The sequence below is a fragment of the Streptomyces sp. NPDC058653 genome (genome assembly GCF_042716895.1).
Lineage (GTDB): Bacteria > Actinomycetota > Actinomycetes > Streptomycetales > Streptomycetaceae > Streptomyces.
In genome coordinates, this window is sequence record NZ_JBHXRM010000026.1 from 31,710 (window position 1) to 44,165 (window position 12,456).

General features: G+C 70.9%; 14 protein-coding genes. 10 read left to right on the forward strand and 4 right to left on the reverse strand.

Features of this window, described 5'->3' with window-relative positions; genetic code table 11:
* Positions 1 to 131: 131 nt before the first annotated feature.
* The 4 genes from ACFWU9_RS22010 (at position 132) to ACFWU9_RS22025 (ending at position 3,688) form a co-directional block, all read left to right on the forward strand.
* Entirely contained in the window at positions 132 to 983 is an 852-nt protein-coding gene (locus tag ACFWU9_RS22010) for an aldo/keto reductase (protein ID WP_384320896.1), read from the forward strand.
* Positions 984 to 1,056: 73 nt separating this feature from the next.
* Positions 1,057 to 1,296: a DUF2630 family protein gene (locus tag ACFWU9_RS22015; protein WP_384320898.1), complete on the forward strand. Its 240-nt coding sequence runs from the start codon at positions 1,057 to 1,059 to the stop codon at positions 1,294 to 1,296.
* A 111-nt stretch (positions 1,297 to 1,407) separates the two neighbouring features.
* On the forward strand, positions 1,408 to 2,286 hold the full coding sequence (locus ACFWU9_RS22020) for an amidohydrolase family protein (RefSeq protein WP_384320900.1): 879 nt from the start codon (positions 1,408 to 1,410) through the stop codon (positions 2,284 to 2,286).
* A gap of 196 nt (positions 2,287 to 2,482) precedes the next feature.
* Positions 2,483 to 3,688, forward strand: a complete 1,206-nt coding sequence (locus tag ACFWU9_RS22025; RefSeq protein WP_384321053.1) for a cysteine desulfurase-like protein — start codon at positions 2,483 to 2,485, stop codon at positions 3,686 to 3,688.
* Positions 3,689 to 3,784: 96 nt separating this feature from the next.
* Here ACFWU9_RS22025 and ACFWU9_RS22030 read toward each other — a convergent pair whose 3' ends face one another.
* Positions 3,785 to 4,465 carry a CGNR zinc finger domain-containing protein gene (locus ACFWU9_RS22030; RefSeq protein ID WP_384320902.1) on the reverse strand — a complete coding sequence of 227 codons (681 nt, stop codon included), beginning with the start codon at positions 4,463 to 4,465 and terminating at the stop codon, positions 3,785 to 3,787.
* 15 nt (positions 4,466 to 4,480) lie between these two features.
* Here ACFWU9_RS22030 and ACFWU9_RS22035 point away from each other — a divergent pair, with 15 nt between their 5' ends.
* Together ACFWU9_RS22035 and ACFWU9_RS22040 are read left to right on the forward strand one after the other, a co-directional pair.
* Positions 4,481 to 5,173, forward strand: a complete 693-nt coding sequence (locus tag ACFWU9_RS22035) for a haloacid dehalogenase type II (RefSeq protein ID WP_384320904.1) — start codon at positions 4,481 to 4,483, stop codon at positions 5,171 to 5,173.
* Between the two features lie 208 nt (positions 5,174 to 5,381).
* Positions 5,382 to 6,527 (forward strand): AI-2E family transporter, encoded by a 1,146-nt coding sequence (locus ACFWU9_RS22040; RefSeq protein ID WP_384320906.1) that lies wholly within the window; start codon positions 5,382 to 5,384, stop codon positions 6,525 to 6,527.
* A 158-nt stretch (positions 6,528 to 6,685) separates the two neighbouring features.
* On the opposite strand, the gene ACFWU9_RS22045 is transcribed toward ACFWU9_RS22040, so the two are convergent.
* Both ACFWU9_RS22045 and ACFWU9_RS22050 read right to left on the reverse strand, forming a co-directional pair.
* Positions 6,686 to 7,462, reverse strand: a complete 777-nt coding sequence (locus ACFWU9_RS22045) for a MerR family transcriptional regulator (RefSeq protein WP_384320908.1) — start codon at positions 7,460 to 7,462, stop codon at positions 6,686 to 6,688.
* A gap of 4 nt (positions 7,463 to 7,466) precedes the next feature.
* Positions 7,467 to 7,625, reverse strand: a complete 159-nt coding sequence (locus tag ACFWU9_RS22050) for a hypothetical protein (RefSeq protein WP_384320910.1) — start codon at positions 7,623 to 7,625, stop codon at positions 7,467 to 7,469.
* Positions 7,626 to 7,804: 179 nt separating this feature from the next.
* Between ACFWU9_RS22050 and ACFWU9_RS22055 the strand changes: the two genes are divergently transcribed.
* Positions 7,805 to 8,962 carry a serine hydrolase domain-containing protein gene (locus ACFWU9_RS22055; protein ID WP_384320912.1) on the forward strand — a complete coding sequence of 386 codons (1,158 nt, stop codon included), beginning with the start codon at positions 7,805 to 7,807 and terminating at the stop codon, positions 8,960 to 8,962.
* Positions 8,963 to 8,977: 15 nt separating this feature from the next.
* On the opposite strand, the gene ACFWU9_RS22060 is transcribed toward ACFWU9_RS22055, so the two are convergent.
* Positions 8,978 to 9,625, reverse strand: coding sequence for a DUF998 domain-containing protein (locus ACFWU9_RS22060; protein WP_384320914.1), 648 nt, complete (start codon positions 9,623 to 9,625; stop codon positions 8,978 to 8,980).
* A gap of 200 nt (positions 9,626 to 9,825) precedes the next feature.
* Between ACFWU9_RS22060 and ACFWU9_RS22065 the strand changes: the two genes are divergently transcribed.
* From ACFWU9_RS22065 to ACFWU9_RS22075, 3 genes are all read left to right on the forward strand, one after another.
* A complete protein-coding gene (locus tag ACFWU9_RS22065) occupies positions 9,826 to 10,386 on the forward strand; it encodes a DinB family protein (RefSeq protein ID WP_384320916.1) in 561 nt (186 codons plus the stop codon).
* 93 nt (positions 10,387 to 10,479) lie between these two features.
* Entirely contained in the window at positions 10,480 to 11,043 is a 564-nt protein-coding gene (locus tag ACFWU9_RS22070; protein WP_384320918.1) for an exonuclease domain-containing protein, read from the forward strand.
* Positions 11,044 to 11,288: 245 nt separating this feature from the next.
* Positions 11,289 to 12,296, forward strand: coding sequence for an NAD(P)/FAD-dependent oxidoreductase (locus ACFWU9_RS22075; RefSeq protein WP_384320920.1), 1,008 nt, complete (start codon positions 11,289 to 11,291; stop codon positions 12,294 to 12,296).
* Positions 12,297 to 12,456 lie beyond the last annotated feature (160 nt).

Here is a 12,456-nt window from a genome sequence, read left to right on the forward strand (position 1 = left end):
GAAGGGGTACGGGACGACGAACGGTCCGCGTGGCTGAAAGATGACCATCCCGCCGACGGCGGAGGCGGGGTCCGGGATGCGAGGGCAGTCGGCGGGGACCGGAACGGCTCGACCGAGAGGAGGGGCCCCAGATGGGACCGACACCGGACGTCCGCACCGTCCAGCTCCCCTCGGGAGAACCCGTCCCCGTGCTGGGGCAGGGCACCTGGGGCTGGGCACAGGACCCGACGCGCCGCGCCAGTGAGAAGGAGTCCCTGCTGCTGGGACTCGAGCTGGGACTGACGCTGGTCGACACCGCCGAGATGTACGGCCAGGGCGCTGCGGAGGAACTGGTGGGCGAGACCCTCGTCGGCCGCCGCGACGAGGCTTTCCTGGTCACCAAGGTGCTGCCCTACAACGCGAGCCGGGCGGACACCGTCAACGCCTGTGAGCGCAGCCTGAAGCGCCTGCGTACCGACCGCATCGACCTCTTCCTGCTGCACTGGCGCGGCTCCGTGCCGCTGGAGGAGACCATCGCCGCCTTCGAGGAACTGCTGCGCGCGGGCAAGATCCGCCACTGGGGAGTCAGCAACTTCGACCCCGCCGACCTGCGGGATCTCGCGGAGGTGCCCGGCGCCGACGCGATGGCGACCAACCAGGTCCTCTACAACCTCACCCGGCGCGGTATCGAGTACGACCTCCTGCCCGGATGGGAGGGCAGCGGAGTCCCGTTCACCGTCTACTCACCGGTCGAGCAGGGACGGCTGCTGACGGCCCCGGCCCTCGAAACCGTGGCGGAGCGCCGCGGGGTCACGCCGGCGCAGATCGCCCTCGCCTGGGTTCTCCGCCGGAGCGATGTGATCGCGGTCCTCAGGGCCGGCCGAACGGAGCACGTACGCGAGAACCACGCCGCGCTCGCACTCACCCTGACCGATGACGAACTGGCGGACCTCGACCAGGCTTTCCCGCCCGCCAGGGGCCCGGTCCCGCTGGAGATGCTGTGAGCGGCGGCGGACACCGGCGGGCCGCGCGGCGGCCCGTCCGGGCTTCCGGCGCCGGAGACCGACGGAGGTTGTGATGGCCGACGACATACTGCGGACGATCGACACGCTGGTCGCGGAGGAACGCCACCTCCGTGAACAGTCCCCCGGCAAGGGGCTCGCCCCCGATGAACGCGCGCGACTCCAGGTGCTGGAGGAGCGGCTGGACCAGTGCTGGGACCTGCTACGGCGGCGGAGGGCGGGGGCGGACGCCGGCGAGGACCCGCAGCAGGTCGAACCGCGCCCTGTCTCCGAGGTCGAGTCGTACGAGCAATGAGCTGACCGGGGGACAGGGGGCGGCGGCCCCGGGCCGGGGGAGCGGGCCTCGCGGAAACCGCCGACCGTCCGCCACGAGCGGACAACGACGTGAACGAAAGGGCGGCCCGTCATGGCAGCCAGCACCCAGGACCGGCCGGCCGTCACCTCCAGGCTCGACGCCCACCAGCACTTCTGGAGCCTCGACCAGATCGCGCGCGGCCACTTCCCGTGGATGCCCCCCGACGGCGTGCTGCGCGAGGACCACTCTCCCGAACGTCTGGAACCGCACGTCAGGGCCACGGACGTACGCGGCACCGTCGCCGTCCAGGCGGCCGCGAATCCCGAGGAGACCCAGGCGCTTCTCGACATCGCCCGGACCACCCCGTTCGTACTCGGCGTGACGGGATGGGCGGACCTCGCCAGTCCGGACGCGGCCGACACACTCGAAGACCTCGCCGCCGACCCCAACCTGCTCGCCGTCCGGCCGATGATCCACGACATCCAGGACCCGAGATGGGTGATCAGGCCGGAGGTCCGCACCAGCCTCGGCACGCTGAGCAACCTCGGCCGCCGCTTCGAGGCACTCACGCGCCCCAAACACCTGCCGGCCCTCTGCGAGGCCATCGACGCCGTTCCGGAACTGCCCGTCGTGATCGACCACCTCTCCAAGCCGCACTACCGGTGGGACGAGGACGAACCGTGGCGTACGTGGATGGCCCGCTGCGCCCAACGCCCCGCCACCTACTGCAAGCTCTCCGGCATGCTCACGGAGGTCGGCCCGGTCTGGCACACCAACGACTTCCAGCCGTACGTCGACTTCCTCTTCGAGACGTTCGGGACGGACCACGTGATGTTCGGCAGCGACTGGCCCGTCTCCCGGCAGCGTCTCGAATACCCGGACGTCGTGGACTTCACGGACCACCTCGTGGCCGAGCTGTCGCCCACGGAGGCGGAGGCGTTCTGGCGGGGCAACGCGGAGACCTTCTACGGAGTGGGGCTGGCGCCGTAAGTTGGCGGACCCCGGACCCCGGACCCCGGACCCCGGACCTTTGAGTCCGGAGCCCGGCCCCACGAGCCGCATGCGTCGGTGCCAGATGCCCCCAGAGCTGGGAGAGCCGATGTCGGAGGCGTCTGCGATGATCGGCCACGAGCGCGAGCCCGGAGCGGCCGGAGTGCGTGCCGGGACCAGGAGCGGTGAGGGATTCGTGACGTACGACATCGACGCGGTGCGTGCCCTGTTTCCCGGCCTGCGAGCGGGAATCGCGCGCTTCGACGGCCCCGGCGGCACGCAGATGCCCACGCCGGTGATCGAGGCCATCACCGACGCGCTGAGCAGTCCCCTGTCGGTCAGAGGGTCCGTCGCGCCGGGCGAGATCAACGCCGAGACGATCGTCCGCGATTTCTGGCGGGCGATGGCCGACCTGCTGGGCGCGCCGGAGACGGGGATCGTCGTCGGGCGCAGCGCCACCCAGCTCACGTACGACTTCTCCCGTGTGCTGGCCCGGAGTTGGGCGCCGGGCGACGAGGTGGTGGTGAGCCGGCTCGACCACGACTCCAACATCCGCCCCTGGATACAGGCCGCCGACCGGGCCGGTGCCGTGGTGCGCTGGGCGGACTTCGATCCGGCCACGGGTGAACTGCCGCCCGCGTCCGTCGGCGCCCTGCTGACCGACCGCACACGGCTGGTCGCGGTGACCGCCGCGTCAAACCTGATCGGGACCCGTCCGGACGTGGCCGCCATCGCCGAGCTCACCCACCGCGCGGGCGCGCTGCTGTACGTCGACGGGGTGCACCTCGCCGCGCACGCCTTCGTGGATGTCGAGGCGCTCGGCGCGGATCTCTTCGTCTGCTCGCCGTACAAGTTCTTCGGCCCCCACCACGGTGTCCTGGCCGCCTCGCCCCGCCTGCTGGAAACCCTGCGACCGGACAAACTGGCGCCGTCGACCGACGCCGTACCGGAGCGGTTCGAACTCGGCACCCTGCCGTACGAGTCCCTCGCGGGCACCCGCGCTGCGGTGGACTTCATCGCCGCTCTCGCCTCCGCGACGGCGGGGGACCGGCGCGAGCGCCTCCGGTCCGCCTTCGCGTCGATCGAGCTCCACGAGAGGGCGCTGTGCGCGCGCATGGAAGAGGGACTGTCCCAACTCGACGGCGTGACACGGCACTCACGCGCCGCGCTGCGAACACCCACGATGCTGCTCACCTTCAACGACCGCGGCGCGTCGGACGCCTACCACTTCCTCGCCCGCTCGCAGGTCCACGCGCCGGCGGGATCGTTCTACGCGCTCGAAGCGTCCCGCCGTCTCGGCCTGGGAGACGACGGCGGCCTGCGCGTGGGCCTGTCCCCGTACAACAGCGCGGACGACGTCGAACGGCTCATGGCGGGCTTGTCGGCGTTCCTTCGCTCCTGAGCCGGGGTGGCGTCCGCTACGAGAAGCCGCCGTTCCACGAGGTTGGGACCGTAGCGGGGATGTCCGGCCGGGCCCTGGTCGAACCCCCGTTGGCCGTCAGGCGGTTGGGTCGTGGCCGTTTGCCGTCGTCGACGCGCGTCTGCGGGCTCGGTAGGCCGCCGCCTTGACCCGGTTGCCGCACTCGTCCATCCCGCACCAGGTGCGGCGGGCGCCGCGTGAGCGGTCGAGATAGACGCGGGTGCAGGTGGGACGACCGCACTCCTTGAGATGGGCGTCAGGGTCAGAAAGCACGGCTACCGCCCCTCTGGCTATGTGGGAGAGGACCTCGCCGAGGCTCCCCGACATACGCAGACCGTCATCGCCGAGGCTGATCGTCGGCACCGGCCCGGCCGCCGTGCCGTTGACGATCCTGAGGCTGTCCGGGTCGAAGGGCCGGTCGAGCAGGCGGTCGAGGGCGAGTCGATAGACCGCCTCACGCAGTGACAGCGCGGACAGGAAGGTCGCGTGGTCGGCGGTTACGCGGTCCGGGAGCCCCTCACATTCGGCGACCCATCGCTCAAGGTCTCCCGGCGCGCCCAGACCGTCGAGGGGCAGGTCCCGGCGCGAGACCACCGTGCCCGCCAGATCGAGGGCCGGGTCGCCGCTCACGTACGCGAAATCCACGTCACCATCTTGACCGGTGACGAGGCCGGTGGCAAGGTCGTCACCTGCTGAACCAGTGACGTCGACCATCGGCAGGTCGACCACGAGCACGTCGACCACCAGCAAGTCGGCCACCAGCGAGGAGACCGTATGCCCGAGATCCGTGACATCGACGTCGTCGTCTTCGACGTCCTCGGCACACTCGTCGACGAACCGTCCGGGCTCCGTACCGAGATCCGCGCGGCACTGCCCGAGGCAGCCGACGCGGCCGTCGATGAACTGCTCGTTCTCTGGCAACGCCACGTCGAAGCCGAACAGCGACGCATCGCGCAGGGCCTGCGCCCGTACGCGAACAGCGGGACCATCGACGCGGAGGCCGCCCGACGGGTGGCCGAGCACGCCGGACTCACGGATCCGGCGGCCCTCGCACGGCTGGCGACGGCGGGGCAGCGTCTGCCGCCCTGGAACGACTCGGCAGCCGGTCTCGAACGACTCGCGCAGCGGTTCCCGGTACTCGGGCTCTCCAACGCCGGCCGCACCGCCCTCCTGCGTCTGAGCGCACACGCCGGGCTGCGCTGGCATCAAGCCCTCTCCGGCGAAGCCGCCCAGGCCTACAAACCGGCGCCGGAGGTCTACCGGCTCGCCATCGACACCGCCGGATGCCCACCGGAGCGCGTACTCATGGTGGCGGCCCATGCCTGGGATCTGCGGGGCGCGCGGGCGAGCGGCATGCGGACGGCGTACGTCCACCGACCGATAGGGGACTCACCGACGGGCGAGGACGTCTTCGACGGCCGGTTCGACGGCTTGGACGCACTGGTGACCGCGCTGAGCGCGAGTTAGGGTCCCTCGTCCGGATCTTGCGAGGCTGATCCGAACGAGGGCCCTGGCCCCCACCCCGTCCCGCGACGGAGACCCGCCGTCCTCAACCAGAGCCCCCGTAAGGCAATTCGCGCATCCGGCAGCACCTACAGGAGCCAGGCCCGCCACACACTCGCCGCGGATGACGGCGGTCGCGAGGCGTGGTGGGGGTGCCCATAGGGTGATGCCCATGTCTGCCACGCTTAGCTCCGCAAAATCTCGCGCCGCGCTCCGGACGTCGGCCCTGATCTCCGTCGAATTGCTGGTCATCCTCGTGATGGCCTCAGCGGCTCTCTGGGTCCTGGGGCAGATGTGGTCGGTCGTGTGGCCGCTCATCGTCGGTCTGCTCCTGACCACGCTGACCTGGCCCGTGGCCCGCTTCCTGCGCCGGCACGGATGGCATCCCGCGCTGGCCGCATCGGTGGTGATGGTGCTGTTCTTCGCGGTCGCCGCCGGCGTCCTGGCGCTGATCGCCGTTCCGGTCGCGTCCCAGTCGGGCGAGCTGGCGAGCGGAGTGAGCGACGGCATCGAGAAGGTGCGCGACTGGGCGGCGGGGCCGCCGCTGAACATCGGGGAGGACGAGATCACCGGCGCCCTCGACAGCGCGGCGGCCCGAGTCCAGGGCAGTGTCGGCACCGTGGTCAACGGCGTCGTCACCGGCGTGAGCACGGTGGTCAACGGCGTCGTCACCGCCGTTCTGGCCCTCTTCCTGATGTTCTTCTTCCTCAAGGACGGGCCGAAGTTCCTGCCCTGGCTCACTCGTCAGCTGCCCGGCCAGCTCGCCACCGACGTCCCGGTGGTGTTCGCGCGCAGTTGGGACACCCTCGGCGCGTTCGTCCGTTCCCAGGCGTTCGTGGGCCTGCTCGACGCCGTCTTCATCGGCCTGGGGCTCTGGATCGTGGGCGTACCACTCGTACTCCCGCTGGCCGTACTGACGTTCATCTCCGCGTTCGTACCCGTCGTCGGCGCCCTGTTCGCCGGACTGGTCGCGGTGCTCATCGCGCTGGTGTCGAACGGCCCGACCGACGCGCTGATAGTGCTGGCGATCATCATCGTGGTGCAGCAGCTCGAAGGCAACGTGTTCCAGCCCATGGTCCAGAGCCGCGGGCTCGGCCTCCACGCGGCGGTGATCCTGCTGGCGGTCACGCTGGGCGCCAGCCTGGCGGGCATTGTGGGCAGCCTGCTCGCCGTACCGGCCGCCGCGTTGATCGGGGTGCTCTGGACGTACGTACGCGAACAGCTCATGGACGCACCGGAGGATCCGTCGACGGACCCCTCGACCGATCCGGCGACCGGCCCGCCGGCCACGATCGGTGACGGTGTCCCGGCGTCGTAAACGCGAGAGATCCACGGTCCGACGGACCGTATCGCGACACACAACGTCGCCCTTCCCGACCTGTTGTTGTCAGGAAGGGCGACGGAGATCGTGACCCGTGCGGGGGACACTGACGGCCACGGGATCTGATTGCGGCTGTCCGACCCCCGGAGCGGCCGTCAACGACACGGGAAGTCGACGCCAGCCGCGCGCAGCTTCGCCTCGATCAGCGCGTTCAGCCTGGCGACGGCCGGTACCTGCTCCTCCCGGTGGTGGTTGACCAGTCCGTACCGGGAGGCGGTGTCGGACCGGTTCAGAAAGCCGTTCGGCATCGCCAGCAGCGCACGATTCGCCAGCAGCCTCTCGGCCATCGCGGACGCCAGCTCCTCGATCCGGGGATCGTCCGGATCCCGGAACCGCGCTTCCCAGCCGCGCTTGGTCAGCTCGACGAACTCGGGATCGTCGATCCAGTGCTCAAGCACGCTCAGGAAGCTGTCGAAGACCTCCGGAACCAGCGCCCGGGTCAGTACCAGAGCCTCCCGCTGAGTGGCCAGATAGTCGTCCGTGAAGCCGAGATCGGCGAGCCGGTCCAGGACCGCACAGGCCCGGTCGGGCAGCAGGGCGCGGTCGCCCTGGGCGAGCCGGAGCAGCGTGTCCCGGCGCGCCACGAGGTCTTCGATACGCTCGGTGAGCCGGCGCCGGACATCGTCCAGGGCGGCGGCGAACCGCTCGGGACCGGTGTCGAGCAGCTCACCGATCTCGGCCAGCGGCACGCCCGCCCCGGCCAGGGTCCGGACCTGGACCAGCCGGAGCAGGTCGGTCGATCGGTAACGCCGGTAGCCGGAGCTGTCGCGCTCCGGCTCGGCGACCAGACCGAGCCGGTGATAGTGCCGCACCGTCTTGACCGTGACGCCGACGAACGCCGCCGCCTGACCGATCGTCAGCCCGTCCGCCATCGCCTCAGCCCACCTCCGGACGGTGTCCGGCCACACCCCGGCGAACCGCGTCGGGGCCGGCACGGAAGTCCTCGCGCCAGGTGCGGAAGTCCTCGTGCCCGGTCGGGCCACGGTCGCTTCCGGCCTCGGCGCCCGGCTTGAGGTACGGCTCGCAGTCGATCACAGGGGTGAGGGTAACGCGCGTCCTCGGCTCATGATCACGACAGGGCTTGAGCTTGACCTTGGGTCAGGGTGCAGGCTCGCCGCACGGCCGCGACGAAAGGCCGGCAGCCATCAGGCCGCCCCCGTCGTCGTGCTTCCGAGCCGTGCCGTGCACCCCACCATCGCGAGACAGGAATGACCATGAGCGAGCCCCTCCGGACCGATGCGAACACCACCACCACAGCGCCGGACCGCCCGGAGCTGAGGAAGGCCATCCAGGAGATCGTCGATTCCGGCTTCGCCGGGATTCAGCTGCGCGTGCACGACGAGCGCGGCACGTGGGTCGGCAGCGCCGGGGTGAGCAAGCTGGGTGAGTCCGCCGAGCCGCCGACCGACGGGCACTTCCGGGTCGGCAGCATCACCAAGACCTTCACCGCCGCCCTGGTCCTGCGACTGGTCGCCGAGGACAGGATCGGGCTGGACACCCCGGCGGACGACTATCTGCCCGAATTCGGCCTCGACCGGCGGATCACGGTCCGGATGCTGCTCCAGCACACCAGCGGACTGTTCAGCTTCACCGGCGAGATGTACGAGGACGGGACGATCGTGCCCGGAGGAATCGCCGGAATGGGCCAGGGGTGGATGGACAACCAGTTCCGCACCTACCTGCCCGAGGAGCTCGTACGGATGGCGCTCACCGAGCCCGCGCGCTTCGAACCCGGGACGGACTGGAGCTACTCCAACACCAACTACGTACTGGCCAGGCTGCTCATCGAGAAGGCCACCGCCCGCCCGTACGCCGACGAGATGCGCCGGCTGATCCTGGAACCGCTCGGGCTCACCGGCACCGTGCTGCCGGGCGCCTCGCCGGAGATCCCCGAGCCGCACGCCCACGGTTATTACGGGTACGAGGACGGCGGCCGGTGGAAGGTGGGGGACACCACCCTCTTCAACCCGTCCTGGATCTCCGCCGCCGGCGACATGATCTCGACCAGCCGGGACCTGCACACCTTCTTCTCCACCCTGGTAGGCGGGGGGCTCCTGCCCGCCCCGTTGCTGGCGGAGATGTGCACGCCGCGCCCCACGCCGCTCCCCGCGATGGGATACGGCCTGGGTGTGTTCGTGGAGAGGACGGACGACGGCGGCACCATCCTCCAGCACAACGGCGGCTTCTGGGGCTGGGCGTCGCTCATGTACAGCACGCCCGACGGCGGCAGGACCCTGACCGGCTCCCTGACCTCCGGCGAGGCCGAACTCGACCTGGCGGGCCTGTCGGAGGCGTTCGAGAAGGCGAAGCGGCGACTCGTCGAGGAGGTGTTCGGCACGCGGCCCACCGACGGCGACGGGCGCGCCGCCTGAACCTCCGGCGCAGAATCAGCGCCCCTCGTCGCCCGCCGGCTGCTCCGGACCTGTCGACCGTTCCCGAGCCGGCGCGGGTGCCCCGGACCAGACCCGGCAGGAGATCGCCACCACCAGCGGCCACACAGCCTGAACGAAGGTCACCACCCGCTCCGCGACGCCCGGCGCCTGCCCGTTCTGCAACTCCACCGCGAACCACACGGCGGCGGCGCACATCAGGACGGTCGCCACGACCGCCACCTTGAAGTTCAGCCCCCACGGGACGTTCTTCCCGCCCCGCCTCGCGGCGAGCGCGGGCCAGATCGCGAGCAGTACGAAGCCCGTACCCGCCACCAGCCCGTGCTTCAGCGCCCCACCACTGACGGGCGCGGGCACCAGCGTCAGGGCCACGGCGGACAGCCCGCCACCGGCCAGGGCGAGCCGCCCGGGGAACGCGGCCTCGCGCAGCCCGTGCGCCGTGGCCAGATAGGAGGCCCCCAGCACGATGAGGACGCCGGTCATCAGCCAGTAGCCGCGGGCACCGTAGGACGCCAGGATGCTGAGCGTGTCTCGGGCGGGGTCGTAGGTCGGTCCCTGAAGCCGTTGTGCAATTGTCGAACCGCCGACCAGAAACACAGGGGCGCCTGCCGAAGAGAGCAGGACCCACCAGGGGGCACGTCGCATCGCCCCACCGTAAACATCACTCGCCGTGTCCTCCGGATGACACACACTCGACGGTCAAACCGTCACTAACTGGGCGAAAGGTGGCGAGGGCGGGTGTCTGAGGAGTCAGGCCCGCCCACCCCGGCACAGTCGCGCACACCCGTTCGACCAATACCGAAATGGCTCGCGGGTCCGGGCCGTCACCGACGAACATGGAACCTATGAGTGACCGACCCGCACGATGGACCCAGGCGAACATCTACCCCGACATGTGGGCCGACCCGGACGACGACCCCCGCAACAGCGAAGGGGTCGGTCCGGACGGTGAGCTGGCGACGCTGAAGGAGTTCCTGACGGACTACCGCATGACCCTGCGGATGAAGTGCGAGGGCCTGGACGCGGAGCAACTCGCCCGTCGCTCCGTTCCGCCTTCGACGATGTCGCTGCTCGGTCTGCTCCGCCACCTCGCCGAGGTGGAACGGGACTGGCGGAACTGGATCACCGACGGCGATCCGCTGCCGAAGATCTACGGCGACGCCGGCGGGGACTTCCACGGAGCCGTCGCCGAGGAGGCCGACGTGGAGGCTGCGTACTCCGTTCTGGCGGAGGAACAGGCGGCGACCGACGCCAAGCTCGCCGAGCACCCCGATCTGGGCACGCGCCTCGGCAAGGACGGCATCGCGGTCCGGGAGCTGATGGTGCACCGGATCGACGAGTACGCCCGCCACTGCGGACACGCCGATCTGCTGCGCGAGTGCGTCGACGGACGGGTGGGGCAGTGAGAAGGAACGGGCGAGCGGCACGTAACACATGACCGTGCGGCCCCGCCGAAATCCGGATGACCCGCTACGGGGCGGACCCTAGGCTCACCGCTCATGGAAGCCGACGAGCACATGCTCAACGTGGTTGATGTCGAGGCGACATGCTGGGAGGGGTCACCGCCGCCCGGCCAGGTGAGCGAGATCATCGAGATCGGACTCACGGTCGTCGACCTCCGCGCGGGCGAACGCCTCGCCAAACACCGGCTGTTGGTGCGGCCGGACAGGTCGAAGGTGAGCCCGTTCTGTACGGAGCTGACCGGACTGACGCAGACCGAGGTCGACGGAGGCCTGCCGTTCGCCGAGGCGTGCCGGGCACTGGCCGTCCGGCACCGAACCGCACTGCTGCCGTGGGCGAGTTGGGGCGACTACGACCGTAACCAGTTCACCCGCCAGTGCGGGCAGACAGGTACGGAGTACCCCTTCGGTCACCGTCACACGAACGCGAAGGTCTCCTTCACCGCCTCGTACGGCCTGCGGCGCCGCCCCGGAATGGCCCAGGCCCTGACGGTGGCCGGCCTCCCACTTGAGGGCCGCCACCACCGGGGCGACGACGACGCGTGGAACATCGCCGCGCTGGTGCTCGATCTGGCGGGCCGCGGGGACTGGCCGGTCGACTAGGACCCGCACCTGGAGCCCGGATCCGCCCACCAGGGAACGGCGCGATGCGCGCTCGTAAATCCGTGGGGCATGGCGAGGCCCTGCGGTAGCGTTCCGCGGATGAGCGTGCGACGTACGTGGCGGACTGTGGCTGCCGGGCGCAACCAGGGGTTCTACCAGCCCGGTTGGGAGCTTCTGATCAATCGCGGGGGGACCGTGGCCTTGGTCGGCCCGGACGGGAACGTCGTCAACCTGGTGAGCGAGCGGTGAGCGGCGGCCTGGTGGTCGTCGGCGCCGGCATCGTCGGCGCCTCCGTGGCCTATCACGCGGCCCGGGCCGGTGCCGACGTGACACTTGTCGACGCCGGGCGCCCGGGTGCGGGCGTGACGGCGGACTCGTTCGCCTGGATCGGAGCGTCCGGCGTACGCAGCGGGCCGGCGGCCGCGCTGCGGGCGACGGCGACGGACGAGTACCACCGGCTGGAGGCCGAGCTGCCAGGACTCCCGGTTACCTGGTCCGGCTCGCTGTCCTGGGGCACCACGGACGTGGCGCCGGAAGCGGGCCCCGGGCAGGAGATCGTGGACGCGGCCAGGGTGGCGGCGCTTGAGCCCGCCCTGCGGCAGCCCCCGGAATGGGCCGTCTGGGCACCTGATGACGGCGCCGCCGACTCGGTGGGCGTGACCGAGCGGCTGGTCGCGGGTGCCCGCGCCCACGGCGCCCGGGTCTGTCCGGACACCCCGGTCACCGCGGTCAAGCGGGATGCCACGGGCCGGGTTGTCGGAGTCGAGACGGCAGCGGGGCCGCTCTCTGGTGGGACCGTGGTCCTCGCCGCGGCGGCGGCCACGGCGGCGCTGGGCGCGCCGCTCGGCGTACGCATCCCGGTCGACCCGTCGCCGGCGACGCTCTTCCGCTTCAGCGCTCCGGTCGGTCTGGTCCGCACCGTGGTCAACAACCTGGACTTCGATCTCCGGCAGGTCGCCGCGGACCGGCTGATCGCCGCCGCGGACTCGCCCGAACGGACACTCGCCGCCGTCCGGTCCACGTTCCACGGCGCTGCGAACGTCGAGCTGCTCAGCGCCCGGGTCGGCCTACGCCCCATGCCGGCCGACGGCGAGCCGATCATCGGCCCGGTCACCGGAGTGCCCGGCCTCTACGTGGCGGTGCTGCACGCCGCGGTCACGCTCGCGGCGGCCGTGGGCCGCCTGGTCGCACGGGAACTGATCGACGACACGGCCGAGCCGTTGCTGGCGGGCTGCCGTCTGGACCGCTTCTGAGGGGCCTGGCCTGTCTTCAAGTGCCGCCCGGCCCGCCGACGGACGGCATAACTCTGAAGACAGGCCCATGCAGGGATGGCACGCACCGTCGTCCCGTGGCCGTTGTCGTCCGGTGGCCGGTTTGGTCGACCACCGGACGAACCGTGAAGACGGACTCTAG

Coding starts and splice junctions, on each gene's coding strand:
- ACFWU9_RS22010 (WP_384320896.1), top strand. CDS start 132: ATGGGACCGACACCGGACGTCCGCACCGTCCAGCTCCCCTCGGGAGAA.
- ACFWU9_RS22015 (WP_384320898.1), top strand. CDS start 1,057: ATGGCCGACGACATACTGCGGACGATCGACACGCTGGTCGCGGAGGAA.
- ACFWU9_RS22020 (WP_384320900.1), top strand. CDS start 1,408: ATGGCAGCCAGCACCCAGGACCGGCCGGCCGTCACCTCCAGGCTCGAC.
- ACFWU9_RS22035 (WP_384320904.1), top strand. CDS start 4,481: ATGCCCGAGATCCGTGACATCGACGTCGTCGTCTTCGACGTCCTCGGC.
- ACFWU9_RS22040 (WP_384320906.1), top strand. CDS start 5,382: ATGTCTGCCACGCTTAGCTCCGCAAAATCTCGCGCCGCGCTCCGGACG.
- ACFWU9_RS22045 (WP_384320908.1), bottom strand. CDS start 7,462: ATGGCGGACGGGCTGACGATCGGTCAGGCGGCGGCGTTCGTCGGCGTC.
- ACFWU9_RS22055 (WP_384320912.1), top strand. CDS start 7,805: ATGAGCGAGCCCCTCCGGACCGATGCGAACACCACCACCACAGCGCCG.
- ACFWU9_RS22060 (WP_384320914.1), bottom strand. CDS start 9,625: ATGCGACGTGCCCCCTGGTGGGTCCTGCTCTCTTCGGCAGGCGCCCCT.
- ACFWU9_RS22065 (WP_384320916.1), top strand. CDS start 9,826: ATGAGTGACCGACCCGCACGATGGACCCAGGCGAACATCTACCCCGAC.
- ACFWU9_RS22070 (WP_384320918.1), top strand. CDS start 10,480: ATGGAAGCCGACGAGCACATGCTCAACGTGGTTGATGTCGAGGCGACA.